Raw genomic sequence first — 25462 nt, 5'->3', positions numbered from 1 at the left:
GCGTGCGCCTCAGGCTTCCTTGAAGCGGTAGCCGACGCCGTACAGCGTCTCGATCATTTCGAACTCGTTGTCGACCACCTTGAACTTCTTGCGCAGCCGCTTGATGTGGCTGTCGATGGTGCGGTCGTCGACATAGACTTGGTCGTCATAGGCGGCGTCCATCAGCGCGTTGCGGCTCTTCACCACGCCGGGCCGGGTCGCGAGCGCCTGCAGGATCAGGAATTCGGTGACGGTCAGCGTCACCGGCTCGTTCTTCCAGGTGCAGGTGTGCCGTTCAGGATCCATGCGCAGCAGGCCGCGGTCGAGCGCCTTGGCGTCGTTCTCCTTCGGCGTGACGGTCGGGTCCTTCGGCGCCGAACGGCGCAGCACCGCCTTGACGCGCTCGACCAGCAGGCGCTGCGAGAACGGTTTGCGGATGAAGTCGTCGGCGCCCATCTTGAGGCCGAACAGCTCGTCGATCTCTTCGTCCTTGGAGGTCAGGAAGATCACGGGCAGGTCGGATTTCTGCCGCAGCCGGCGCAACGTCTCCATGCCGTCCATGCGCGGCATCTTGATGTCGAGGATGGCAAGATCGGGTTGGGTGGTGCGGAAACCGTCGAGCGCGGAGGCGCCATCGGTGTAGGTCATGATGCGGTAGCCTTCGGCCTCCAGCGCGATCGAGACGGATGTGAGAATGTTGCGGTCGTCGTCGACCAAAGCGATTGTGGGCATGAGCCTCTGCTTTCTGCTTTCCGTTTGGGTCGTGGCTTGAAACGGCGAGCAATCCACTGATGCGCCGCATACATGGGTGCCGATGTTGGCATTCGAACCTTGTCACCGAGCAATGCAAGCTAGGCTGAAGTGTGACCAAGTTCCACGAAACACGGCAGATTCGCCGCATCTCGACCCATAACCGGGCCCCGGTTTACCCGAAAAAAGGCCCTCCATGCAACCACCTGACCCGAGAAAGCCGATGCAACCGACCTCCGATTTCGACCCCGGAAGGCTCGCCAAATCACTGCTGCGGCGGTCACGGCAGGGGGCCCTGGCGACATTGATGGCCGGCAGCGGCGATCCCTATTGCTCCCTGGTCAATCTGGCCAGCCATCCGGATGGCTCTCCGATCCTGCTGATCTCGGGATTGGCGGTGCACACCAGGAACATCCTGGCCGACAGCCGGGTGTCCCTGATGCTGGACGAGCGGGCGGCGGGCGATCCGCTGGAAGGCGCCCGGATCATGCTGTCCGGCCATGCCGAGTCGGCCGATACGGACAAGGATCTGCTCCGGCGACGGTATCTCAATGCTCATCCCTCAGCGGAAACCTTTGTTTCCTTTAAGGATTTCTCCTTCTTCCGGATTCGCCCCACGGGAACCCATCTGGTCGCCGGCTTCGGCCGGATCGTTGACCTCAAGCCGGAGCAATTCCTGACCGACCTCACGGGGGCCGAGGACTTGCTGGCGGCGGAGGAGGGCGCGGTGGAGCATATGAATGCCGACCACCGCGAGGCCATGGGCCTCTATGCAACAAAACTGCTCGGTGCTGCCGCGGGCGACTGGCGCTGCACCGGCTGCGATCCGGAGGGCCTCGACATGCAGGACGGCCAGACCGTCTTGCGGCTGGACTTCCCGGAGCGCGTCGCTGATGGCACGGCGCTGCGCAAGATTCTGGTTCGCCTCGCCGGCGAAGCGCGCACCAGGATGGACCAGAGCGCAACACATTGAACGCTGCTGCCCATCGCCGCGACCCAAGTTCGTTACCGGTCAGAAGGCGGCGGCGAGAGCGTCATGGCAGAATGGAATAAACTGACGCTGGTTGCGGGTTTGACGCTCGCGATCACTGCATCGCTTATCACGCCAAGCCTTGCCCAGAAAGGTCTCGCCGCGGAGAGCGCGCGGATCAACGCACTGATGAGCGCCGGCAGATATTCGGAAGCACTGCCTGTGGCGCAAGGTATGGTCGCGAATCTGGAGAAGAGCGACACAGGTCGCGAACTCGCCGCCGCGCTGAACAACCTCGGCCAGGTTCATGCCGGTCAGGGCCACGACGATCTGGCTGAGCCGCTCTACAAGCGCGCCATCATGCTGATGGAAAAGTCGCTCGGTCTCGAAACCCCGTTGATCGGAGCCGAACTGAGCAACCTCGCCGCGCTCTACCAGCGGCAGAGCCGCTTTGCCGAGGCCGAACCTCTATTCAAGCGCGCGCTCGCCGTTCGCGAGAAGGGATTGTCGCGCGAGCATCCCGATGTCGGCCAGTCGCTCAATAATCTCGCCACGCTCTATGTGAAGCAGCAGCACTATGCCGAAGCCGAGCCGCTGTTTCAGCGCGCGCTCGCGATCTACCAGAAGGCCGGCGGACCCGAGCATCCGGCGGTGGCCACCGTCCTGAACAATCTCGGCCAGGTCTATCGCGATCTCAACCGCGATACGGACGCGGAAGCGCCGATCAAGCGCTCGCTCGCGATCCGGGAGAAGGTGCTGGGACCGGGTCATCCCGACGTTGCCCGCTCGCTGAACAATCTCGCCGGCCTCTACGAGCACCAGCAACGCTACGGCGACGCCGAGCCGCTCTATCGCCGCGCGCTGCTCATCCGCGAAAATGCGCTTGGGCCCGATCATCCTGACGTCATGACCTCGACCAGCAATCTCGCTTATTTCCTCTACGTGGCCGGGCGCACCGCGGACGCATTGCCGTTCGCGGAAAAGACGCTTCGGGGCGATCGCGCCCAGCTGCGCGTCGTGTTGCCGGTCCTGTTTGCCGCGCGCCAACAGGATCTGCTGCCCGGCGACAAGGCGCTGGACGAGGCCCTCGCCGCGATCCAGCGCGGCACACAATCGTCCGCGGCGACCGCCGTGAACAAGCTCGCGGTGCGGCTTGCCGCCGGCAGCGACCGCCTCGCCGAGCTGGTGCGCCGGGACCAGGATCTCGCGGCTGAGTCCGAGGCACTCGACAAGGCGATCGTCACGGCGGTGTCGAAGCAATCCGCGCAGCGCGATCTCGCAACCGAGCAGCGCAGCCGCGCGCGGATTGCAACGATTGCCGACGAGCGTACGGGCTTGCAGAAGACGCTCGCGGCCGAGTTTCCCGACTACGCGTCGCTCTCCAATCCTCTGCCGTTGACGGCAAAGGACATCCAGCTGCTGCTGTCGGCCGACGAGGCGATGGTGCTCTACTCCGTCGTCGACAAGCAGAGCTATGTCATCTCGATCACGCGCGAGGGCGTCGACTGGAAGGCTATTCCACTCGGCGCGGATGCGCTGACGCAGAAGGTGACGGCATTCCGCAAGGGACTCGATGTCGGCAAAGCGCGCGATGCCTCCGGCAAATCCGGATTGTTCGATCTCGCGCTCGCCAACGAACTCCATGTCGCGCTGCTCGGTCCGGTCGAGGCGTTGACAAAGGACAAGCGCAGCCTGCTGGTGGTGCCGTCGGCTGCGCTGACCGCATTGCCGTTTCATCTGCTCGTCACCGAGAAGCCGCAGGCTGCGATCCCGGACACGCTCGAAGGCTATCGCGGCGCCGCCTGGCTGCTGCGGCGTCAGGCCGTCTCGGTGCTGCCGTCGGTTGTCAGTCTGAAATCGCTGCGCGCCTTCGCGCGTCGGGACCAAAGCGTGAAGCCGATGACCGGCTTCGGCGATCCCGTGTTCAATCCTGCACTGGAAGCGCCCGCCGAGCGGCGCGCCGCGAACGGCAAGGTCGCCGCGCGCAGCATCGCGACCATTGCCTATAGCGATTTCTGGCGCGGTGCCGGCGTCGATCGCGCGCGGCTTGCGCAGGCGCTGCCGCAACTGCCCGACACCGCCGATGAGTTGAACGCGGTGGCCAGGGATGTCGGGGCTGCCGAGGCCGATATTCATCTCGGCCGCGACGCCAGCGAGACGACGCTCAAGCGTGCAGCGCTTGCTCAATACGGCATCATCTACTTTGCCACCCACGGCCTGGTTGCCGGCGACATCAAGGGACTGGGTGAGCCCTCGCTCGCGCTCTCCATTCCCGATCAGCCCACTGAGCTCGACGACGGTCTGCTCACCGCAAGTGAAGTCGCTCAGCTCAAGCTCAATGCGGATTGGGTTGTGCTGTCGGCCTGCAACACCATCGCGGGCGACAAGCCCGGCGCCGAGGCCCTGTCGGGACTGGCGCGCTCGTTCTTCTACGCCGGTGCGCGCGCACTCCTGGTCTCGCATTGGGCCGTGGATTCGGAAGCTGCCACACGTCTGACCACGATGACTTTCGAGCTGCTCAAAAACGAACCAAAAATCGGTCGTGCCGAAGCGTTGCGCCGCGCGATGTTAACCTATGTTGAAGACACCTCGTCTCCGCGCAACGCCTATCCTGCGATGTGGGGGCCCTTCGCGCTCATCGGCGAAGGCGCGGTACGATAGGGTGGACTGCGGTTGTCCTTCAGTTGTCTTCGACATTGTGCGTCGCAATAACCTCAGGAAACGCCGAAACGCCGATTTGGTTGCGCGATCATTGTCGATTTTTTGATGCGCCTGCTCAGAGCTGACATGCGCGACGTTTGGCGCGGTCCTTGAATAAACCAAATCCTAAGGGATCAGCTTGGCAACGCCAGCGTTCATCAGTATTAGGTCGTTCCAATCGAGGCCGGACGGCCTGTAATCACGGTGACCGCGGCGGCGCCAAGCATGATCGCGCTGAGTGGGTTCTAGGAGGATTTTTCGTGCAAGAGACGGGCGTGCGCAACGGTGCCTTCGGCGCCGACAAATTCGGCTTAAAGAATCTCAAGCAGGTTCACTGGAACCTCGGTGCGCCGCAACTCTATCAATACTCGCTCTCCGCGGGCGAGGCGGTGCTGTCGGCCGATGGCGCGCTCTGCGCCGACACCGGCGAGTTCACCGGCCGCAGCCCCAAGGACAAGTTCACGGTGCGTGACGCCACCACCGACAAGAAGATGTGGTGGGCCGGCAACCAGTCGATCACCGCAGAACAGTTCGAGACGCTCTACCAGGACTTCCTCAAGCACGCCGAAGGCAAGTCGCTGTTCGCGCAGGACCTCTACGGCGGCGCCGATCCGGCTTATCGCATCAAGACCCGCGTCTTCACCGAGCTCGCCTGGCACTCGCTGTTCATCCGCACGCTGCTGATCCGCCCCGAGGCGGTCGAGCTCTCGGCGTTCGTGCCCGAGCTCACCATCATCGACATGCCGAGCTTCCGCGCCGATCCGAAGCGCCATGGCTGCAAGTCGGAGAACGTCGTCGCGATCGATTTCGCCCGCAAGATCGTGCTGATCGCCGGCTCCTACTACGCCGGCGAGATGAAGAAGTCGGTCTTCACCACGCTGAACTACTATCTGCCCGAGCGCGGCGTGATGCCGATGCATTGCTCGGCCAATGTCGGCGCCAAGGGTGATGCCGCGATCTTCTTCGGCCTGTCCGGCACCGGCAAGACCACGCTGTCAGCCGATCCGAACCGCACGCTGATCGGCGATGACGAGCACGGCTGGGGCCCGAACGGCGTCTTTAACTTCGAAGGCGGCTGCTACGCCAAGTGCATCAAGCTGTCGCAGGAAGCCGAGCCCGAGATCTATGCCGCCTCGACCCGCTTCGGCGCGGTGCTCGAGAATTGCGTGCTCGACGAAGACACCCGCGTGGTCGATTTCGACGACGGCTCCAAGACCGAGAACACGCGCTCGGCCTATCCGCTCGAATTCATCCCGAACGCCTCCCGCACCGGCCGCGCCCCGCAGCCGAAGAACGTGGTGATGCTCGCCGCCGACGCCTTTGGCGTGCTGCCGCCGATCGCCAAGCTCTCGCCGGCGCAGGCGATGTATCACTTCCTGTCGGGCTACACCGCCAAGGTCGCGGGCACCGAGCGCGGTCTCGGCAATGAGCCGCAGCCGGAATTCTCGACCTGCTTCGGTTCGCCCTTCCTGCCGCTCGATCCCTCGGTCTACGGCAACATGCTGCGCGACCTGATCGCCCAGCACAATGTCGACTGCTGGTTGGTCAACACCGGCTGGACCAGCGGCAAGTACGGCACCGGCTCGCGCATGCCGATCAAGGTGACGCGCGCGCTGCTGACCGCTGCGCTCGACGGCTCGCTTCGCAACGTCGAATTCCGCACCGACAAATATTTCGGCTTCGCGGTCCCGACCGCGCTGCCGGGCGTGCCGAGCGAGATCCTCAACCCGGTCAACACCTGGAAGGACAAGGACGAGTTCGACAAGACCGCCCGCGCGCTCGTCGGCATGTTCCAGAAGAACTTTGCTAAGTTCGAAGCCCAGGTCGACGCCGAGGTCCGCGCCGCTGCACCGGACGTGAAGCTCGCGGCGGAGTAAGCTTGCGTCGTTTGAAATTCGAAAGGGCGGCCGCGAGGCCGCCCTTTTGCTTTTTGAGATGTCTCTCCACCGTCATTGCGAGCGCAGCGAAGCAATCCAGAATCCCTCTGCGGAAACAGTCTGGATTGCTTCGCTGCGCTCGCAATGACGAACTTGCGGAAGCAGCTACACCTTGAAATAGGCGATCTGCGTGCTCGTCGCGAGCAGTCTTCCGTTCGGCGACCACAGCTCGGCGTTCTGGTCGGCGTAGCTCTTGTGCATGATCTTCGAATCGGCGGTCGCCAGCACGCGGGTGATGTCCTCGGCGGCGAGCTCTTCGCTGTCGGTGTGGAAATACGTCGTCAGCGACACCGTGCCGAACGGCACCAGCTCGCGCCGTGCGTGGAAGATGCGGCCGAAGAAAGCGTCCGACATCGACATCAGCGACGGCATGTCGAGCTTGCGCGGCTCGCGATCGCTGATCCAGAGCTTTGAGTAAGTGCTGGCGAGCTCGGGCTTGGGCGGGCCGATCCGCATCTCGCCCTCGACGAAGCGGAATTCGTACTGGTTGGCCCAGGACGCCGCGATCTTCGGGAACGGCATCGTCTCTTCGAACGGCTTTGCATCGGGACATTGCGCCACCCTGTGCTCCCAGGACGGCCGGCGTTCGGCGAATACGGCGGTGGCGAGCGTTGCGACCTCGCCGCCGCCTTGCGACAGTTCGACGCTCCAGTGCTGGCTGGAGCGATTGGCCTTCACCAGCCGCACGTCCAGATCGAACGGCCCCTTCGCGATCGGCGCGCAGTAATTGACGGTGAGCGCCAGCGGGTCGCCGGCACGTTCCGGATGCTCGATCAGCGCACGCAGGATAGTCGCGGCCGTAACGCCGCCGAACGGGCCGACAAAGGCCCAATAGTCGTCGCTGGTGTGCCCCTGCCAGCTGGAGTCACCGGCGGTGACGCGGGTGGCGTCGTCGAAAGGGTGCGGGAGCTTGGCGTGCATTGTTCGATCCGGCGTTCAATGACGGACGTCATATCACGTCCGCCGCCGGCTTGTGCAATTACCTCGTGAGTAACCGATTTCACGTCGCGGAAATTCAGCCCGCGACGTCGCGCAAGGTCGGCAGCAACGGCGTGGTCGGGTTGACCGGCACGTTCCAGATCTCCTCGGCGTATTCGCGAATGGTGCGGTCGGAGGAGAACCACGCCATGCGCGCGACATTGAGGATCGAGGCGCGGGTCCAGGCCGGCGCCACCTGCCAGCGCGCATCGACGCTGCGCTGCGCCTCGTAATAGGAATCGAAGTCGGCGCTGACCATGTAGTGGTCGAGATAGCGGAGCGCGTGCGCGATCGATTCGAAGCGGCCGGGATCGCCGGGCGAGAATTCGCCGGCGCCGATCGCGTTGATGGCGCGCTGGAGCTTCGGCGAATTGCGGATCACGTCGGAGGCGTCCAGCCCCTGCTTGCGCCGGATCATCACATCGCCGGCTTCCATGCCGAAGATCGCGATGTTCTCCGCGCCGACATGGTCGCGGATCTCGATGTTGGCGCCGTCGAGCGTGCCGATCGTGAGGGCGCCGTTCAGCGACAGTTTCATGTTGCCGGTGCCGGAGGCTTCCATGCCGGCCGTCGAGATCTGCTCGGACAGGTCGGCGGCGGGAATGATCACCTCGGCGAGGCTGACATTGTAGTCGGGCAGGAAGACGACCTTGAGCTTGCCGCCGATCGCGGGATCGTTGTTGACGACTTCCGCGACGTCGTTGATCAGCTTGATGATCAGCTTGGCGTAGCGGTAGCTCGCCGCCGCCTTGCCCGCGAAGATCTTCACCCGCGGCACCCAATTGCCGTTGGGATCGTCCTTGATCGCCTGGTACAGCGCGACCGTCTCGATGACGTTGAGAAGCTGGCGCTTGTATTCGTGGATGCGCTTGATCTGCACGTCGAACAGCGCGGTCGGATCGACCTTGATGCCGAGCCGCTCGCCGATCAGGCGCGCCAGCGCCGTCTTGTTGTGAAGCTTGACTGCGCGGAACCTCTTCTGGAATTCGACGTCGCTGGCGCGGGCCTCGATCAGGCTGAGCTGCGTCGGATCATCGAGCACGGCGTCGCCGCAGGTCTCGCGCAACAGATCGGTCAGCTTCGGGTTCGCCAGCATCAGCCAACGGCGGAAGGTGATGCCGTTGGTCTTGTTGGTGATGCGGCCGGGGTAGAGATGGTTGAGGTCGTGGAACACGGTCTCGCGCATCAGGTCCGAATGCATCGCGGAGACGCCGTTGATGCGGTGGGAGCCGACGAAGGCGAGCTGGCCCATGCGCACGCGCCGGCCACTCCGCTCGTCGATCAGAGAGACCGAGGCGCGGAAGTCGATGTCGCCGGGGGCGCGCGCCTCTGCGAGCGCAAGGTGCTGCACGTTGATGCGGTAGATGATCTCGAGATGCCGGGGCAACAGCCGTTCGAACAGCTCGACCGGCCAGGTCTCCAGCGCCTCGGGCAGCAGCGTGTGGTTGGTGTAGGACAGCGTGGCGACCGTGATCTTCCAGGCCTCGTCCCAGCGGAAATTGTGATCGTCGATCAGGATCCGCATCAGCTCGGTGACGGCCAGGCTCGGATGGGTGTCGTTGAGCTGCACCGCGACCTTGCTCGACAGGCTGCGGAGCTGGCCGTCGGACGCAAGGTGCCGCTTGATCAGGTCCTGCAGCGAAGCCGAGACAAAGAAATATTCCTGGCGCAGGCGCAACTCGCGGCCCGCCGGGCTCTCGTCGTTCGGGTAGAGGAATTTACAAATGGCTTCCGCGCGCGACTGCTCGGCGCTGGCGCTGACATAGTCGCCGGTGTTGAAGGCGTCGAGCTTCAACGGATCGGGCGAGCGCGCCGACCACAGCCGCAGCGCGTTGACGTGCTGGCCGCGCCAGCCGACGATCGGCGTGTCATAGGCCATCGCCTGCACGGTCTCGGACGGATGCCAGATCGCGCGATCGCGGCCCTTGTCTTCGACATGCTCGACACCGCCGCCGAAGCGAATGTCATAGATCACTTCGGGCCGCTGCAATTCCCAGGGGTTGCCGAAGCCGAGCCATTCGTCCGGATATTCCTGCTGCCAGCCCTGATTGATGATCTGACGGAACAGGCCGTAATCATAACGGATGCCGTAGCCGATCGCGGGGATCGACAGCGTCGCCATGCTTTCCATGAAGCAGGCGGCGAGACGGCCGAGGCCGCCATTGCCGAGCGCCGCGTCCGGCTCGCATTTGCGCAGCTCAGGCAAGGAAACGCCGAGATCGCCGAGCGCGACTTCGAATATCTTCAGCAGCCCCATATTGTTCAGTGCGTCGCTGAAGAGGCGGCCAATCAGGAATTCGAGCGAGAGATAATAGACGCGCTTGCGCCCCGCATCGTAGCTGTGTTTCTCGGCCGTGAGCCAGCGATGCACGATGCGGTCGCGCAGCGCCAGCGCGGCGGCCTGATACCAGTCGTGCTTGGTCGCCATGCCCGCATCCTTGCCGATGGCAAGGCGCAGCTTCGCCAGTATCGCACCCTTGATCTCAGCCAGCGCGAGTTCGTCGATGGGCTGGTTGGGGGCGGGAAAATTGGGCTGGAACGATGAATCTTGCAAAGTCGTCACTTCCTGGTCGCGAGAACACTACTGACCCTACGCATCTTGCCTCTGTACCGGAACCATTGCTGGTGCGACCGTGCACTGCGTTGGCGTAAAATTATGCAAGGAACGGGCCGATTTGGGAACCCGGACGCATACGGGGAAACGTGGATTTGGTGCTAGAATGGCGGCCAATTCAGCCATCAGTGTGGAGGAGGCGCCCCATGAACTCTCCGATGAAAGCTCTGATGAGACGGCTGATCGAAATCGCCGCCGCCACCTTCCTCGTCGTCTGCATCACCGCGTCCAGCGCCGCCTTCGCCGCCGGCAAGACGGGCCGCAGCGCCGACGGCCTAAGCTGCGCCGTCACTCTTCCGCAAAACGCCACGCCCGCCGCCCGCTGCGCCGCCATCAAGCGCCAATGCGGCGGCAAGTTTTATGCAAGCGCGTGCGGGGATAGGTTGATGTCGGCGATGTGAGGCTGGGTTGGCATCGCCGTTCCACGAAATCTGGGAAGTAATCAACGAAAGCGGTCAGGTGCTGCCCTCGCTTGTACTTGCCGGTCCTGACGGCGACGATATTCGGAAGCATCTGTACGATAAAGCGGCGAAGGTCGATCAAGCAGCTCCGCGATGCGTCCTTCGCTTCGAAGCACAAAGCCACGATGAGGCGATGCAGCTCTATTACCGCCACTATGGCTGGGGGCAGTACACTTCTGAATTTGTCGGTGATCGGAAGCCCTATCCTGATGAATGGGCACAACGGCAACGCCTCGGAACAAATTAAGAACACTTTAGCAAGTCTTTGATATATCATTGTGATTCGGCGCGTTGCCGACACAATATCTAGCGTCTGCCAGACTTCGCGAGGACTACATGTCCACCATTGCCTTCGATCAATTTGCCCTCACCAGGATCGCCGATTTCGCGCGCTCGCTGTCGCGGCTGCATCAGGCGGCGCGGCGCTACGCGGTCGACGACGACCAGTTCGACCGCGAGTTCAACGCGGTGTGCCAGTCGATCTGGGGCTACACCATCGACGATGTCAGCGACGATCTGTTCTCGGCCGAGGACCATCTGTTCTTGGACACGCTGGACGAAGCGCATGCGCGCATCTTCGCCGCCGAGCAGGGGTATGACCTCATCGACGATCAGGGCATGCTCACTGATTGGTGGGGTTTTTGCTGGATGATCCTGGCCGAGAAGCGCGGCCTGCTCACGGCAGACAACCGCGCCGCCGCGCGCGCGGCGATCGAGGAGAAATATCTGGCGGCGCCGAACGTGATCGGCGTGATCATCGGAAGGTGACGGTCTCGTGCCCCGGACGCAGCGCAGCGCTTCTGAGAGGCTACTCCAGCCCCGCCCGCTTCGCCGGCTTCTGCGTTTTCGGCACCGTCACGTCGGGGAGCGTCTCGCGCACGATCTCCGCGGCCGGGCTATCCGCCGCCACGGTCTCGGCGCGCACCGGCGCCACCTTCATCTCGCCGAGCCGCGCGCGGACCTGCGCGGTGAGACCGGGATAGGAGGCGACCGGGGTGAAGTCCGCGGCCTGGTCGTTGCCGACGCGGATGCCGGTATAGGCGACGAGGCCGTCGCTGGTGGCGATCACGTCGCCGGGTTTCAGCGACGAGTCCAGCGCCAGATCGACCGGAGCGAGGCCGACCGGCTCGCGACCGTTGCAGGTGCAGTCGGCGCGCAGCGCCTTGCGATAGGCGAACGCATTCTCGCTATCGGCATAGCGCTCGCCGGTCTGCGACGCCGCGCCGTCGATCGAGGAGCCGAAATAGATCTTGGTCGCGCTTGCAGGACAGAAGGCCTGACACATCTGCGCGGGCGAGGTGAGGCCGCGCATCAGCGGAAAATATTTGCCGTCGCAGCTGCGCACGCAGAACGCCGGTCCCGAGCCGCCGGCCGCGGCCGCACGTGTCGGCGGCACGTATTGCGGGCTTGCGGCATTCTGCTGGCCGGTGAAGGGGTCGGCGTAGGAGTTCGCCTGCTGCGGCACCTCACGCTGCGGCCGCTGCTGCTGCTGCTGCATTCCGCCGAAGAAGAAGTCGAACAGGCCTTCGGCCGAAACCGGGGCCGGAGCCGCAAGCAGCGGTGCTGCCAATGTGGCGGCTGCGAGTATCGCGCGACGCCACCGGCGCGCATGGGACATGACTGTACGCAAACGCTTACTCCACCCGACGCTACCCAACCGGCCGGGACCCTCAGGTCTCAGCACATGATTCACCATAAGGCGGGATGGTAAATGAGCGGTTGAGGGGGAGCGGTGTCGCCGGACGAGGTGGACCTCGTCATGGGCGGGCTTGTCCCGGCCATCCACGATCTCTGGTGCGGCAAAGACGTGGATGCCCGGGTCAAGCCCGGGCACGACGGCGGAGAAAGTCTAGCCGCTTACGCTTTCAAGAACTCCGACGCCTTGTACAGCGAGCGGAATGGCAGGCCGGCCGCGCCAAAGGTGTCGTCGGCGCCTTCCTCGCGGTCGACCATGGTCAGCACCAGCACCACTTCAGCGCCGGTCTCGCGCACCGCCTCCACCGCCTTCATCGCCGAGCCGCCGGTGGTGGTGACGTCCTCGACGATCACGACGCGCTTGCCCTCCAGCGTCTCGCCCCTGGGCAACCCCTCGATCGCGAGCTTCGCGCCATGCTCCTTCGGCTTCTTGCGCACGAAGAAGGCCGCGATGGGATGGCCCTTGATCCAGGAGATCTGCGCCAGCGCGCCGGCCAGCGGCACCGCGCCCATCTCGAGCCCGCCGATGAAATCGAGCTGGTCGTCCTTCAGCGCCTCATAGGTCAGCTCGGCGAGCAGCGTCGCACCCTCCGGGTCGAGCATGGTCGGCTTGAGGTTGAAGTAGAAGTCGCTCTTGCGGCCCGACGCGAGCGTCACCTCGCCGCGGCCGAAAGAGCGCCGGCGGATGATCTCGAACAGGCGGGCGCGGGAGGCTGATTTAGACACGGCGGGCCCTCGGGAGCGTTTTTGGAGGTGGCGGAATTTATCCGCGACGGCCCCGACATTCCAGAGGGGGCTTCCCCCGTCAACAGGGATCGGCCATCCCGGCCCATCGGTTGTGGGGGTGCAACGTTCTGGAGTAGGTGGATGCCGGATATCCCCGGGGAAGGACACGCGACAAATGACCATCGAGCTGCACACCTGGAACACGCCGAACGGCCGCAAGATCTCGGTTGCGCTGGAGGAAATGGGGCTGCCCTACAAGGTGATCCCGGTGAATATCAGCAAGGGCGAACAGATGGCGCCGGAGTTCCTGAAGCTCTCGCCCAACAACAAGATTCCCGCGATCCTCGACCCCGAGGGGCCGGACGGCAAGCCCGTCAGCATCTTCGAGTCGGGTGCGATCCTGCTGTATCTCGGCGAAAAGACCGGCAAATTCCTGCCGAAATCGCTTTCGGGCCGCATCCCCGTCTATGAATGGCTGATGTGGCAGATGGGCGGCTTCGGGCCGATGCCGGGCCAGGTGCACCATTTCATCGCGCTCGAGAACGAGCAGGACCGCGCCTACGGCCTCAAGCGCTACATGGCGGAGACGCGACGGCTCTACGGCGTCCTCGACCGCCGGCTGGAGGCCCGCGATTTCGTCGCCGGCGAGCTCTCGGTTGCCGATTTTGCCATCCTGGGCTGGGCCTGGCGTCACCCTCGCCACAAGGTTGACCTGGCCGACTTCCCCCACGTCAAGCGCTGGTACGAGGCTCTGATGGCACGCCCGGCGGTGAAGCGGGGCATGGAGGCGAAGCTGGATTGAGGGGGGAGGCTGTCGTCACCCGCCTTGTGCGCACTTGCGCACTGGGGCGGGTGACCCAGTATTCCAGAGGCAGAAGTGATTGAGCCGAGAAGCTGTGGCGTACTGGATGCCCCGCCTTCGCGGGGCATGACAGCGTCGTGCCTCACACCTTCCGCGCCTCGACCGCCATCCGCACCGCAAGCCCGGCCAGCACCGTGCCCATCAGCCAGCGCTGGACCAGCATCCAGCTTGGCCGGTTTGCGAGAAACAGCGCGATCGATCCTGCCGCGAGCGCGATCATGGCATTCACGCTGACACTGATCGCGATCTGGATCGCGCCGAGCACCACCGACTGCGTCAGCACGCTGCCGGCGGTGGGATCGATGAACTGCGGCAGCAGCGCGAGGTAGAGCATCGCGATCTTCGGGTTGAGCAGATTGGTGACGAACCCCATTGCGAACAGTTTGCGCGGGCTGTCGATCGCAAGCTGCTTGACCTGGAATGGCGAGCGACCGCCCGGCTTTACCGCCTGCCAGGCCAGCCACAGCAAATAACCGGCGCCGGCGAAGCGCAACGCGTCATAGGCAAAGGGAACGGCGAGCAGCAGCGCCGTGATGCCGAACGCCGCGCACAGCATGTAGAACACGAATCCGAGCGCCACGCCGCCGAGCGAGACGATGCCCGCGGCCGGCCCTTGCGTGATCGAACGCGAGATCAGGTAGATCATGTTCGGCCCGGGGGTGAGCACGAGGCCGAGGCAGACGAGAGCGAAGCCGAGCAGGGCGGAGGCGTGGGGCATGGCTGAACCGGTGCGGGAGACGGCACGATTTTAATGTGCGGGCGATCGCGCCGCCATCGCGCAATTGCTCGGAGGACAATTCAGCTTGTGCGTGTCCCTCCAGCGTCGTCCCGGCCTAGTGCGCAATTGCGCACGGGGGGCCGGGACGACACTGTAAGTTTGGAAGGAGCGAAGCGAAGACGTAGCTTCAATGCGCCTCGTCCCAATTGTTGGCTGCGCGTGCATCGACATGTAGCGGCACCGAGAGCAGCACGGCCGGGAACGGCGCGTCCTGCATCACGTGCTGCACGACGGGAAGCGTGGCCTCGACCTCCGCGTCCGGCACCTCGAAGATCAGTTCGTCGTGCACCTGGAGCAGCATCTGCGCCGAAAGCTTCTTCTCGGCGAGTGCAGCCTCCATCCGCGTCATGGCGCGGCGGATGATGTCGGCGGCGGTGCCCTGGAGCCGGGCGTTGATCGCGGCGCGCTCGTTGAAGGCGCGCACCGAGGCGTTCGAAGCCTTGATGTCGGGATAGTACATCTTCCGTCCGAACAGCGTGGTGACGTAGCCGTGGTTCCGGCAGAAGTCGCGCGTCTCGTCCATGTAGGCGCGGATGCCGGGGAAGCGCTCGAAGTATTTCTTGATGTAGGCGGAGGCCTCTTCGCGCGCGATGCCGAGCTGGTTGGCGAGACCGAATGCCGAAATGCCGTAGATGATGCCGAAATTGATCGCCTTGGCGCGGCGCCTGATTTCGCTCGGCATGCCCTTGATCGGCACGCCGAACATTTCCGATGCCGTCATGGCGTGAATGTCGAGACCGTCGCGGAACGCCTGCTGCAGCACGGGAATGTCGGCGATCTCGGCGAGCAGCCGCAGCTCGATCTGCGAATAGTCGGCGGAGACCAATTTGTGCCCCGGCGTTGCGATGAAGGCGCGGCGGATTTTTCGGCCGTCCTCGGTGCGCACCGGAATGTTCTGCAGATTTGGCTCGTTCGACGACAGCCGGCCGGTCGTGGTCGCGGCCAGCGCGTAGGTCGTGTGGACGCGGTGGGTCTGGGCATTCACGTAGGTCGGCAGCGCGTCGGTGTAGGTCGATTTCAGTTTGGAGACCTGGCGCCACTCCAGGATCTTCTTCGGGAGGTCGTGGCCCTGCTCGGCGAGCTCGTCGAGCACCTGAGCGGTGGTCGACCACGCGCCGGTCTTGGTCTTGGTGCCGCCGGACAGTCCCATCTTGCCGAACAGGATGTCGCCGATCTGCTTCGGGCTGCCGACATTGACGGGCTCGCCCGCGATCTGCTGGATCTCGGCCTCGACGCGCGCCGCGGTCTGGGCGAAGTCGCCGGAGAGACGCGACAGCACCTGGCGGTCGATCGAGATGCCGCGCCGCTCCATGCGCGCGAGCACCGAAACCAGAGGCCGTTCCAGCGTCTCGTAAACCGTGGTCATGTGCTCGGCGACGAGGCGCGGCTTCAGCACGCGCCAGACGCGCAAGGTGATGTCGGCGCCTTCCGCCGACAGCGCCGCGGCCTTGTCGATCGGCACCTGGTCGAACGTGATCTTGCCCTTGCCGCTGCCGAGCAGCTCGTTCTCCTTGAGCATGGCGTGACCGAACCAGCGCTCGGACAGCTGCTCCAGCGCGTGCGAGCCGCGGCCGGCGTCGAGCACGTAGGAGATCAGCTGCGCATCATCGGTGTTGCGCAATGTGATGCCGTGCTGCGCCAGCATCACCGCGGTGAATTTGACGTCGAAGCCGATCTTGAGAATGCCTGACGATTCCAGCACCGGCCGCAGCGCTTCGATCGCATCACTGTGCCTGACCTGATCGGGCGCGAGGCCTGCGTCGAACAGGCCGGCGCCGCCGCCGGACTGCTTATGCGCCAGCGGCACGTAGCAGGCTTCGTTCGGCGCCAGCGCCAGCGCGATACCGCAGAGATCGGCCTGCATCGGGTCGATCGAGTTTGCCCGGATCTCGACCGCGACATGGCCGGCATCATGGATGCGCGCGATGAACGCGTTCAGTTCCGCCAGCGTCTTGACGGCCTGGTACTTGCTGCGGTCGACCGGAAGCTTGCGCAAAGCCTCTTCGCGCGCGGCGGCGAGAGAGATCGGCGCGCCCTTCGGGCTCGCGGCCTTGTCCTCCTTGGTCGCCGATGCATTGCGCTGGCCCACTGGCACTTGCGCCGGCGCGCCGGTTCCCGGGGCCGGCACGACGTCCGAAGGCGGCAGCGGCGAGAAGACACTGGCGCCGCTGGAATAGCCTGGATCGGCATCGACGTTGGCCGGATCAATCTGCGAGAACTCGGCGACGCGGCGCGTCAGCGTGGAAAATTCCATCGCCTTCAGGAACGCGATCAGCTTGCGCGCATCGGGCTCGTGGACGGCGAGATCGTCCAACGGGACGTCGAGGTCGACCTTGTCGTCGAGCAATACGAGCTGCCGCGAGATGCGCGCCTTCTCGGCGTTCTCGATCAGCGCCTCGCGCCGCTTCGGCTGTTTGATTTCGGTGGCGCGGAACAGCAGTTGCTCGAGATCGCCATATTCGACGATCAGCTGCGCCGCAGTCTTGATGCCGATGCCGGGCACGCCAGGAACGTTGTCGGTGGAATCGCCGGCCAGGGCCTGCACTTCCACCACCTTCTCCGGCGGCACGCCAAACTTCTCGATCACCTCGGGGATGCCGATGCGGCGGTCCTTCATGGTGTCGTACATGGTGACGCAATCGGTGACGAGCTGCATCAGGTCCTTGTCGGAGGACACGATCGTCGCGCTCGCGCCGCGCTCGCAGGCTTGCCGCACATAGGTCGCAATCAGATCGTCGGCCTCGAAGCCGACTTGTTCCAGGCAAGGCAGGTCGAAGGCGCGTACCGCTTCGCGGATCAGCGCGAATTGCGGGATCAAATCGTCCGGGGCCGGCTGCCGGTGTGCCTTGTACTCAGGATAGATCTTGTTGCGGAAGGTGATTTCCGACTTGTCGAAGATGATCGCCAGATGCGTCGGCCGGTTGTCCTCCGGCATCTCGCGCAAAAGCTTCCACAGCATGTTGCAGAAGCCGAGCACGGCATTGACCTGCAAGCCGTCGGACTTGCGGTTCATCGGCGGCAGCGCATGGTAGGCGCGGAAGATGTAGCCGGAACCGTCGACCAGGAAGACATGGTCGCCCTTGCCGGCCGCCTTCGCGGCGACGGGCTTGGCAGCAGCTGTCGCGGCAGCGGGCTTGGTTTCGGCGGCCTTGGGCGCGGCAGCCTTGGTGTCAACTTGGGCGGTGGTCTTCGGGGAGCTCTTGGGCATGGCCGCAATGTATGAATTTTTGCGGGATTTGACAGCCTCGGGAGGTGGATTTTTGGCTTGCTGGAGCCGCTATCCCCACTGTCATTTCCCGCATCCCCCGCTGTCATTCCCCGCGAAGGCGGGGAATCCAGTACGCTGCGACTTATCCGTATACGACTGCTGCCTCTGGAATACTGGATCCCCGCCTTCGCGGGGATGACAGCAGAGTATCACTCCGCCGCCTGCAACCGCGCCCCTGTTTTCTTCGGCGCGATCCAGAACGCATCAGGTCGCTCGAACAGGAAACTGCCGCCAAGGCGCAATGCGATCTGCCAGATTGCGAGTGAGCCGATTACGCCGACGATGGTCACGATCAACGACACCGCGCCGATGTCGGGAATGATGCCCGTGCGCAAGAGCAGCGTTCGTGTCGCCGCCATCGGCAGGAAGAAGGCGAGATAGATCACGATCGAATGCTCGCCGCAGAAGCGGAAGATGTTCAGCCATTGCACGCGCGCGAGCAGAGTGCCCATCGTGATGATGGCGCAGGCGCCGGCGAAGCCGAGCACGAGCGATACGAATTTCCACTCGCTGGCGCCGAGCATAACCAGACCGCCATTGACCAGCGTCCACGTCGCGAGCGCTGCCAGCGCCCACGCAGGATGATTGCGCGCGCGGTCCGACAGCGCGAACACGTAGGGCGCGAACAGATAACCCGAATAGAAATAGACGAAACGCGCGCAGAACTCGTCGATCGCGGTCCAGCCCGTTGCGACACGCGCCGTCTCCAGTGCGGCCGCGATGAGCCAGATCGCGGGCGGCGGGACTAGCCGTGTCAGTTTTGTGATGACGAAGAAGATCGGCAGGAGGTAGATGAACCACAGCGTGCCGAACGGCTCGACGAAGGATTCCAGATACAGCAAGCCGGCGTCGCGCCAGCTCGTTTCCGCCGCGAATGCGGGGGCCTTGAAGCCGAACTGGATTGTCACCCAGACGACATAGAAATAGGCGAAATGCACCACCTTGCGGTCGAGATAGGTTCGCCAATCCCGGTCGATCACCAGTGGCAGGAACAGGCCCGAAATCAGGAAGAAATCCGGCATCCGGAACGGCTTTGCGAAGGCCACCAAAACATGCATGAAGCCGGTCTCACCGGCGGCGAGCTCGACCCCCAGCACCGAATGCATCATCACGACCATGACGATGCAGATGCCCTTGGCGTAATCGATCCAATCGACACGCGCAGCAGCCGGGGCCTTGAGTCCCCCGCTCGCGGCGATTGTGCCTGCTAGTGCCATAGTGTCTCTTTTCGAGGCGTGTTCCGCCAGGATCTGTGTGAACGCGGAGCAGTTTGGCGCCTTGCGGCTTACGATTTCTTAACCGGTACAATTGCCGTGCCGTTTTTTGCACGCGGGCTGTTCCCTCACCACGGGAAAATGCTAAACCGCCTTGGAATTGCGGTTTCGTTAACCAAGCCAAACAGGGTTTTTCATGCGCATTGCTATGATCGGCACGGGCTATGTGGGACTGGTGTCCGGGGCCTGCTTTGCGGATTTCGGTCACGACGTCATCTGCGTCGACAAGGACGAGAAGAAGATCGCGGCCCTTCATCGCGGCGAGATCCCGATCTACGAGCCCGGGCTTGAGGAACTGGTTGCGACCAACGTCAAGGCCAAGCGGCTGGAGTTCACCACCGATTTGTCCAAGCCGGTCGCGGATGCCGATGCTGTCTTCATCGCGGTCGGCACGCCGTCGCGCCGCGGTGACGGCCACGCCGATCTGTCCTATGTCTATGCCGCCGCGAAAGAGATCGCGCAATCGCTGTCCGGCTTCACCGTCGTCGTGACCAAATCGACCGTTCCGGTCGGCACCGGCGACGAGGTCGAGCGCATCATCCGCGAGACCAATCCCAAGGCCGACGTGGTCGTTGCCTCGAACCCCGAATTCCTGCGCGAGGGCGCGGCGATCCGCGACTTCAAATTCCCGGACCGCATCGTCGTCGGCACCGCCGACGAGCGCGGCCGCAAGGTGATGAGCGACATCTATCGGCCGCTGTCGCTGAACCAGGCGCCGCTGATGTTCACGGAACGCCGCACCGCCGAGATGATCAAATACGCCGCCAACGCCTTCCTCGCGACCAAGATCACCTTCATCAACGAGATCGCGGACCTCTCCGAAAAGGCCGGCGCCAACGTGCAGGAGGTCGCCCGCGGCATTGGACTGGACAACCGCATCGGCACCAAATTCCTGCATGCCGGCCCCGGCTTCGGCGGCTCGTGCTTCCCGAAGGACACCAAGGCGCTGATCAAGATCGCGCAGGACTACGATGTGTCCTTGCGCATCGTCGAATCCGTGCTGGCGGTCAACGAGAACCGCAAGCGCGCGATGGCCCGCAAGGTTAGCCAGGCGCTCGGCGGCTCGCTGCGCGGCAAGACCATCGCCGTGCTCGGCCTCACCTTCAAGCCCGACACCGACGACATGCGCGATGCGCCGTCGATCCCGTTGGTCACCGGCCTGATCGACATGGGCGCGAAGGTGAAGGCCTTCGATCCCGTCGGGATGGAGCAGGCGAAGAGTGAGCTGCCCAGCATCACTTATTGCGAAGACGCCTATTCCTGCGCGGAAGGCGCCGATGCGATCGTGATCGTCACCGAATGGGTGCAGTTCCGGGCGCTCGATCTCGACCGGCTGAAGGCGACCATGGCGCAGCCCGTCATCGTCGACTTGCGCAACATCTACCGCCCCGAGGAAATGGCTGCGGCTGGCTTCGTGTATGAGAGCGTCGGACGGCCATCGGTGCAGGGCTGATAGCGGCAAATGATTGTCATACCCCGCGAAGGCGGGGTATCCAGTAATCCGCAATCTTCGTAATAACCGGGATTCGAGTTTACTGGATCACCCGCATGCGCGGGTGATGACGGAAGCGAGCTTTTGCCCCGCAGTTTCGACACGCCCCTCCCGATCGATGCCGTGCTCGACGAGCTCTCGCGCACGCTGGAGGCGCATCATGCCGCCGTGCTGGTGGCGCCCCCGGGCGCCGGCAAGACCACGCGCGTGCCACTGGCGCTGCTCGATGCCCCCTGGGCCAAGGGCAAGAAGATCATCGTGCTGGAGCCGCGGCGCATCGCGGCGCGCGCCAGCGCCGACCGCATGGCCAAATCACTGGGCGAACGCGCCGGCGAGACCATCGGCTATCGCGTCCGTTTCGGCTCGAAGATCTCGCGCGCGACCCGCATCGAGGTGGTGACGGAGGGCATCTTCACCCGCCAGATCCTCGACGATCCCGAGTTGTCGGGCATCGCCGCCGTCCTGTTCGACGAATTCCACGAGCGTTCGCTCGATGCCGACATGGGCCTCGCCCTCGCGCGCGATGCGCAAACCGGCCTGCGCGAGGATTTGCGCATCCTCGTGATGTCGGCAACGCTCGATGGCGCCCGCGTGGCAAAATTGCTCGGCGAAGCGCCCGTCGTCGAAAGCGAGGGCCGCGCCTTTCCGGTCGAGACGCGCTATCTCGGCCGCAAGGCGGACGCGCCGATCGAGCGGCAGATGGCGGATGCGATCGCCTCGGCGCTGCGGGCCGATGCCGGCTCGGTGCTGGCGTTCCTGCCGGGCGCCGCTGAAATCCGCCGCACCCAGAATCTCCTCGGCGAACGCATACAGGATTCCAGCATTGAAATCGTGCCGCTGTTCGGGGCGCTCGACGCCGCCGTGCAGGACCGTGCCATCTCGCCGGCGCCCAAAGGCACGCGCAAGGTGGTGCTGGCGACCTCGATCGCGGAGACCTCGCTGACCATCGAGGGCGTGCGCATCGTGGTCGATTCCGGTCTTGCCCGCGTGCCGCGCTACGAGCCCGACATCGGCCTGACCCGGCTCGAGACCGTGCGCGTCTCGCGCGCGGCAGCGGACCAGCGCCGCGGCCGCGCCGGCCGCACCGAGCCCGGTGTCTGCTACCGGCTCTGGGACGAACCTCAGACAGCCTCGCTCGCGCCCTACACCCAGCCCGAGATCCTCAGCGCCGATCTGTCCTCGCTGGTGCTCGATCTCGCGCAATGGGGCGTCGCCGACCCTGCCGCGCTGTCGTTTCTCGACCCGCCGCCGCAGCCGGCCTGGAAGGAAGCAAAAAGCCTGCTCTCCGAGCTCAATGCGCTTGATGGCGATGGCCGCATCACTGCGGAGGGCAAGAGCCTGCGCGCGCTGGCGCTGCCGCCGCGGCTCGCGCGCATGATCGTGGATTCGCATCGTGCCGGCGAGGGCGAAGCCGCCGCCGAGATCGCCGCCATCATCACCGAGCGCGGGCTCGGCGGCGACAGTGTCGATCTCGAGCACCGGCGGGATCAGTTCCGCCGCGACCGTTCCGCGCGAGCCGCAAGCGCGCGCGACCTCGCGCGGCGCTGGGCCTCGCAGGTGGCGGCGTCAGAGAAGATGGCGACCGGCGAAGGTGATCTCTCGACCGGCCTGATGCTGGCCTACGCCTTCCCGGATCGCGTCGCGCGCAACCGCGGCAATGGCAGCTTCGTGCTCGCCAACGGTCGAGGCGCTGCGGTGGATCAGACCTCGTCGCTCGCGCGCGCGCCCTATATCGCGATCGGCGAGATGACCGGCACGGCGGCGAGCGGGCGCATTCTGCTCGCAGCGCAAATCTCGCAGGACGAGATCGAGCAGCATTTCGCCGAGCATATCGAATCCGTCGAGGAGATCTCGTTCGATCGCGGCGCGATGGCGCTGCGGGCGCGGCGTAAGCGCGCGCTGCACGCGATCACGCTCTCGGAGGCGACACTTGCCGTGTCGCCCTCGGAGGACACTGCGCGCATCTTCGCAGACGGGCTGATCGCCGCTGGCCTCGACCGGCTGCCCTGGTCGAAGTTAGCCAAACAATGGCGCGACCGCGTGATGTTCTTGCGCAAGGCCGAGGGCGACAGCTGGCCAGATCTGTCGGACGATGGGTTGATCGCGCGGCGCGACGATTGGCTGGTGCCGGCGCTCTACGACAAGATCGCGCTGAAGGATATCTCCGCCGGCGATCTCTCCGACGCGTTGATGGCGTTGTTGCCGTGGGAGATGCGCGCGCGGCTCGACCGCGAGGCGCCGACGCATTTCGAGGCGCCGACAGGCAGCGTGCTCGCGATCGACTATGAAGCCGAGCAGGGGCCGACCATCGCGGTGCGGCTCCAGGAATTGTTCGGCCTCAACACCCATCCCTCGATCGCCGCCGGCAAGGTGCCGCTGGTGCTGGAACTGCTGTCGCCGGCGCAGCGCCCGGTGCAGGTGACGCGCGATCTCCCCGGTTTCTGGCGCGGCAGCTACAGTGCAGTGCGCTCCGATTTGCGCGGCCGCTACCCGCGCCATCCCTGGCCGGAAGATCCGGCGAATGCGCTGCCGACCCGCCGGGTCAAGCCGCGCGGGACGTGAGCGTTACGAACACGCATTAACCGTCCGCTCATCCTTTTCGTCAAAATAGCACAGCTCTGGCCGCAGCGTCGCTCGCGGAGTGGCCTGCCGCGTGGTGAAATCGAGCTTCGGCTTCGAGTGGTGTGATGCGTAACATAATGATCTTCGCGGCGATCATGATCGGCCTCGGCACCTTCATGGCGCAGATGGCGGACAGGATGAGCTCCGCTTCGGCGACGTCGGTGCCGCGTACGGTAGCAGTCGCGTCCACCGCGCCGGCCGGCGGCCGCAGCCTCAACATCCCCCGCGACGGCCGCGGCCACTTCCAGACCGAGGGCCGGATCGAAGGTCAGCGCATCGGCTTCATGGTCGACACCGGCGCCTCCGTGGTTGCGCTGAACGAGACCTCGGCCGCCCGTTTCGGCCTGCGTCCCTCGCGCGGCGATTACAACGCCACCGTCTCCACCGCCAACGGCACCATCAAGGCCGCGCGCACCCGCATCGCCATGCTCGATGTCGGCGGCCTGATCGTGCGCGACGTCGATGCCATGGTGCTGCCCGACGAGGCGCTGTCCGAGAACCTGCTCGGCCTCTCCTTCCTCTCCCGCCTCAAGCGCTTCGAATACGCCAACGGTCAGATGGTGCTGGAGCAGTAAAGGTTCTCCCAAAGGCTCCAGCGAGCACATATTTCAAGAAGATCTCTATTCCGGCCGCTCTCGCGGCCAGATTTCCCCGTTACCAAACTGCCGCAATTATCATCCATAAGCTGCCATTCCCGCCTTCCGCTGCGGCCCGGCATTCGCTAAGGCTGCATTAAATCTGGCTCTTTTTCACGAGACCGTCTCAATGTTCCCCAAGCCGAAATCCGTGTTGCTGCCCAACACCTATGCCTTCGAATCCGAGCCGATGGTGAAGGCCACGGGCTTTCGCGAATACGACGCGCGCTGGCTGTTCCAGAAGGAAATCAACCTGATGGGAATCCAGGCGCTCGGCATGGGGCTGGGCGCGCTGATCGCGGAGCTCGGCGTCAGCCAGGAGATCGTCACCGGTCATGATTTCCGCGGCTATTCGGCCTCGATCAAATATGCGCTGATTTCCGGCCTGATGGCAGCCGGCTGCAAGGTGCACGACATCGGGCTGGCGGTGACGCCGATGGCCTATTTCGCCCAGTTCGACCTCGACGTGCCCTGCTGCGCCATGGTTACGGCCTCGCACAACGACAATGGCTGGACCGGCGTGAAGATGGGCGCCAACCGCCCGCTGACCTTCGGCCCCGACGAGATGACGCGGTTGAAGGAGATCGTGCTGGGCGCCGAGTTCAAGAACAAGGCCGGCGGCTCCTATCAATTCCACGAGAATTATCCGGCGCGCTACATCGCCGATCTCACCGGCCGTCCGAAGCTCAAGCGCAAGCTCAAGGTCGTCGCGGCCTGCGGCAACGGCACCGCCGGCGCATTCGCGCCGCAGGTGCTGGAAGCGATCGGCTGCGAGGTGATCCCGCTCGACACCGAGCTCGACCATACCTTCCCGAAATACAATCCGAACCCTGAAGACATGGAGATGCTGCACGCGATCCGCGACGCGGTGCTGCAGCACAAGGCCGATGTGGGTCTCGGCTTCGACGGTGACGGCGATCGCTGCGGCGTGGTCGACAACACCGGCGAGGAGATTTTTGCCGACAAGGTCGGCGTGATGCTGGCGCGCGACATGTCCGCGATCCACAAGGATGCGCAGTTCATCGTCGACGTGAAGTCGACCGGCCTGTTCATCACCGATCCGGTACTGCAGAAGCAGGGCGCGAAAACCACCTATTGGAAGACCGGCCATTCCTACATGAAGCGCCGCACCCATGAGACGGGTGCGCTCGCCGGCTTCGAGAAGTCCGGCCACTTCTTCTTCAACAAACCGTATGGACGCGGCTATGACGACGGTCTGGTGTCGGCGCTTGCGATCTGCGACATGCTCGATCGTGCTGCCGGCAAGTCGATGGCCGATCTCAAGAACGCGCTGCCGAAGACCTGGTCGTCGCCGACCATGTCGCCGCATTGCGCCGACGAGGTCAAATACGGCGTCATCGACAAGGTGGTGAAGCACTTCGAGGGCTTGCAGGCCAAGGGCGCCAAGATCGGTGGCCAGTCGATCCGCGATCTCGTCACAGTCAACGGCGTCCGCGTCACGGTCGAGGACGGCAGCTGGGGCCTGGTGCGTGCCTCCTCCAACAAGCCCGAACTCGTCGTCGTGGTCGAGAGCCCGGTCTCCGAGCAGCGCATGCACGACATGTTCGAGATGGTGAACAGCGTCCTGCGCACCCATCCCGAAGTCGGCGAGTACAATCAGAAGATCTGAGGCGCGAGGCTAGCCTCACTTGCTGTCATGCCCCGGCTTGACCGGGGCATCCAGTACGCCGTGGCTTATCCGTATCCATCGTCGTCTCTGG

19 protein-coding genes are annotated in these 25462 nt (G+C 64.4%); 11 read left to right on the top strand and 8 right to left on the bottom strand.

Annotated features, from left to right (window positions below; all coding sequences use genetic code 11):
- Positions 1–9: 9 nt before the first annotated feature.
- Positions 10–711, bottom strand: a complete 702-nt coding sequence (locus IVB40_RS33085; RefSeq protein ID WP_007597749.1) for a response regulator transcription factor — start codon at positions 709–711, stop codon at positions 10–12.
- 241 nt (positions 712–952) lie between these two features.
- On the opposite strand from IVB40_RS33085, the gene IVB40_RS33080 reads away from it, so the two are divergent.
- The 3 genes from IVB40_RS33080 to IVB40_RS33070 all read left to right on the top strand — a co-directional run bounded on the left by IVB40_RS33080 (position 953) and on the right by IVB40_RS33070 (position 6276).
- The gene (locus tag IVB40_RS33080) at positions 953–1702 is read left to right on the top strand and encodes a DUF2470 domain-containing protein (protein WP_247817508.1); all 750 of its coding nucleotides are present in this window, start codon (positions 953–955) and stop codon (positions 1700–1702) included.
- 63 nt (positions 1703–1765) lie between these two features.
- Positions 1766–4360, top strand: a complete 2595-nt coding sequence (locus IVB40_RS33075; RefSeq protein WP_247817507.1) for a CHAT domain-containing tetratricopeptide repeat protein — start codon at positions 1766–1768, stop codon at positions 4358–4360.
- 299 nt (positions 4361–4659) lie between these two features.
- Complete coding sequence (locus IVB40_RS33070; protein ID WP_247817506.1) at positions 4660–6276, top strand: phosphoenolpyruvate carboxykinase; 1617 nt, start codon at positions 4660–4662, stop codon at positions 6274–6276.
- Positions 6277–6441: 165 nt separating this feature from the next.
- Here IVB40_RS33070 and IVB40_RS33065 read toward each other — a convergent pair whose 3' ends face one another.
- Both IVB40_RS33065 and IVB40_RS33060 read right to left on the bottom strand, forming a co-directional pair.
- A complete protein-coding gene (locus IVB40_RS33065) occupies positions 6442–7257 on the bottom strand; it encodes a thioesterase family protein (protein ID WP_247427057.1) in 816 nt (271 codons plus the stop codon).
- 94 nt (positions 7258–7351) lie between these two features.
- Complete coding sequence (locus IVB40_RS33060; RefSeq protein ID WP_247285407.1) at positions 7352–9868, bottom strand: glycogen/starch/alpha-glucan phosphorylase; 2517 nt, start codon at positions 9866–9868, stop codon at positions 7352–7354.
- A 230-nt stretch (positions 9869–10098) separates the two neighbouring features.
- Between IVB40_RS33060 and IVB40_RS33055 the strand changes: the two genes are divergently transcribed.
- The 3 genes from IVB40_RS33055 (at position 10099) to IVB40_RS33045 (ending at position 11157) form a co-directional block, all read left to right on the top strand.
- The gene (locus tag IVB40_RS33055; protein ID WP_247427060.1) at positions 10099–10329 is read left to right on the top strand and encodes a hypothetical protein; all 231 of its coding nucleotides are present in this window, start codon (positions 10099–10101) and stop codon (positions 10327–10329) included.
- Between the two features lie 7 nt (positions 10330–10336).
- On the top strand, positions 10337–10636 hold the full coding sequence (locus IVB40_RS33050) for a hypothetical protein (protein ID WP_247427082.1): 300 nt from the start codon (positions 10337–10339) through the stop codon (positions 10634–10636).
- An 89-nt stretch (positions 10637–10725) separates the two neighbouring features.
- Positions 10726–11157 carry a hypothetical protein gene (locus IVB40_RS33045; protein ID WP_247427085.1) on the top strand — a complete coding sequence of 144 codons (432 nt, stop codon included), beginning with the start codon at positions 10726–10728 and terminating at the stop codon, positions 11155–11157.
- Between the two features lie 40 nt (positions 11158–11197).
- Here IVB40_RS33045 and IVB40_RS33040 read toward each other — a convergent pair whose 3' ends face one another.
- Together IVB40_RS33040 and pyrE are read right to left on the bottom strand one after the other, a co-directional pair.
- Complete coding sequence (locus tag IVB40_RS33040; protein WP_247819625.1) at positions 11198–12007, bottom strand: DUF2865 domain-containing protein; 810 nt, start codon at positions 12005–12007, stop codon at positions 11198–11200.
- Between the two features lie 239 nt (positions 12008–12246).
- A complete protein-coding gene (pyrE, locus tag IVB40_RS33035; protein WP_018460046.1) occupies positions 12247–12810 on the bottom strand; it encodes an orotate phosphoribosyltransferase in 564 nt (187 codons plus the stop codon).
- A gap of 175 nt (positions 12811–12985) precedes the next feature.
- On the opposite strand from pyrE, the gene IVB40_RS33030 reads away from it, so the two are divergent.
- A complete protein-coding gene (locus IVB40_RS33030; protein WP_247463518.1) occupies positions 12986–13612 on the top strand; it encodes a glutathione S-transferase family protein in 627 nt (208 codons plus the stop codon).
- 142 nt (positions 13613–13754) lie between these two features.
- Here the strand turns inward: IVB40_RS33030 and IVB40_RS33025 are convergent, their stop codons facing one another.
- From IVB40_RS33025 to IVB40_RS33015, 3 genes are all read right to left on the bottom strand, one after another.
- Positions 13755–14390: a LysE family translocator gene (locus tag IVB40_RS33025; RefSeq protein WP_247357663.1), complete on the bottom strand. Its 636-nt coding sequence runs from the start codon at positions 14388–14390 to the stop codon at positions 13755–13757.
- Between the two features lie 187 nt (positions 14391–14577).
- The gene (gene polA, locus IVB40_RS33020; protein WP_247817505.1) at positions 14578–17658 is read right to left on the bottom strand and encodes a DNA polymerase I; all 3081 of its coding nucleotides are present in this window, start codon (positions 17656–17658) and stop codon (positions 14578–14580) included.
- A gap of 209 nt (positions 17659–17867) precedes the next feature.
- Complete coding sequence (locus IVB40_RS33015; RefSeq protein ID WP_247817504.1) at positions 17868–18935, bottom strand: acyltransferase family protein; 1068 nt, start codon at positions 18933–18935, stop codon at positions 17868–17870.
- Between the two features lie 193 nt (positions 18936–19128).
- On the opposite strand from IVB40_RS33015, the gene IVB40_RS33010 reads away from it, so the two are divergent.
- The 4 genes from IVB40_RS33010 (at position 19129) to IVB40_RS32995 (ending at position 25371) form a co-directional block, all read left to right on the top strand.
- Positions 19129–20445, top strand: a complete 1317-nt coding sequence (locus IVB40_RS33010; RefSeq protein WP_247817503.1) for a UDP-glucose/GDP-mannose dehydrogenase family protein — start codon at positions 19129–19131, stop codon at positions 20443–20445.
- Between the two features lie 123 nt (positions 20446–20568).
- Positions 20569–23046 (top strand): ATP-dependent helicase HrpB, encoded by a 2478-nt coding sequence (gene hrpB, locus IVB40_RS33005; protein WP_247817502.1) that lies wholly within the window; start codon positions 20569–20571, stop codon positions 23044–23046.
- A 125-nt stretch (positions 23047–23171) separates the two neighbouring features.
- Positions 23172–23681 carry a TIGR02281 family clan AA aspartic protease gene (locus IVB40_RS33000; RefSeq protein ID WP_247357668.1) on the top strand — a complete coding sequence of 170 codons (510 nt, stop codon included), beginning with the start codon at positions 23172–23174 and terminating at the stop codon, positions 23679–23681.
- A gap of 190 nt (positions 23682–23871) precedes the next feature.
- Positions 23872–25371 carry a phosphomannomutase/phosphoglucomutase gene (locus tag IVB40_RS32995; RefSeq protein ID WP_247817501.1) on the top strand — a complete coding sequence of 500 codons (1500 nt, stop codon included), beginning with the start codon at positions 23872–23874 and terminating at the stop codon, positions 25369–25371.
- Positions 25372–25462: the final 91 nt, after the last annotated feature.

Origin of the sequence: Bradyrhizobium sp. 40 (assembly GCF_023100925.1) — a bacterium.
Lineage (GTDB): Bacteria > Pseudomonadota > Alphaproteobacteria > Rhizobiales > Xanthobacteraceae > Bradyrhizobium.
This window is presented reverse-complemented; position numbering and strand designations above follow the sequence as displayed.

Excerpts from the sequence above, each read along its gene's own strand:
- IVB40_RS33085 (WP_007597749.1), bottom strand. The coding sequence starts at position 711 with ATGCCCACAATCGCTTTGGTCGACGACGACCGCAACATTCTCACATCC.
- IVB40_RS33080 (WP_247817508.1), top strand. The coding sequence starts at position 953 with ATGCAACCGACCTCCGATTTCGACCCCGGAAGGCTCGCCAAATCACTG.
- IVB40_RS33075 (WP_247817507.1), top strand. The coding sequence starts at position 1,766 with ATGGCAGAATGGAATAAACTGACGCTGGTTGCGGGTTTGACGCTCGCG.
- IVB40_RS33065 (WP_247427057.1), bottom strand. The coding sequence starts at position 7,257 with ATGCACGCCAAGCTCCCGCACCCTTTCGACGACGCCACCCGCGTCACC.
- IVB40_RS33055 (WP_247427060.1), top strand. The coding sequence starts at position 10,099 with ATGAGACGGCTGATCGAAATCGCCGCCGCCACCTTCCTCGTCGTCTGC.
- IVB40_RS33045 (WP_247427085.1), top strand. The coding sequence starts at position 10,726 with ATGTCCACCATTGCCTTCGATCAATTTGCCCTCACCAGGATCGCCGAT.
- IVB40_RS33040 (WP_247819625.1), bottom strand. The coding sequence starts at position 12,007 with ATGTCCCATGCGCGCCGGTGGCGTCGCGCGATACTCGCAGCCGCCACA.
- IVB40_RS33030 (WP_247463518.1), top strand. The coding sequence starts at position 12,986 with ATGACCATCGAGCTGCACACCTGGAACACGCCGAACGGCCGCAAGATC.
- IVB40_RS33025 (WP_247357663.1), bottom strand. The coding sequence starts at position 14,390 with ATGCCCCACGCCTCCGCCCTGCTCGGCTTCGCTCTCGTCTGCCTCGGC.
- polA (WP_247817505.1), bottom strand. The coding sequence starts at position 17,658 with ATGCCCAAGAGCTCCCCGAAGACCACCGCCCAAGTTGACACCAAGGCT.
- IVB40_RS33015 (WP_247817504.1), bottom strand. The coding sequence starts at position 18,935 with ATGGCACTAGCAGGCACAATCGCCGCGAGCGGGGGACTCAAGGCCCCG.
- IVB40_RS33010 (WP_247817503.1), top strand. The coding sequence starts at position 19,129 with ATGCGCATTGCTATGATCGGCACGGGCTATGTGGGACTGGTGTCCGGG.
- IVB40_RS33000 (WP_247357668.1), top strand. The coding sequence starts at position 23,172 with ATGCGTAACATAATGATCTTCGCGGCGATCATGATCGGCCTCGGCACC.
- IVB40_RS32995 (WP_247817501.1), top strand. The coding sequence starts at position 23,872 with ATGTTCCCCAAGCCGAAATCCGTGTTGCTGCCCAACACCTATGCCTTC.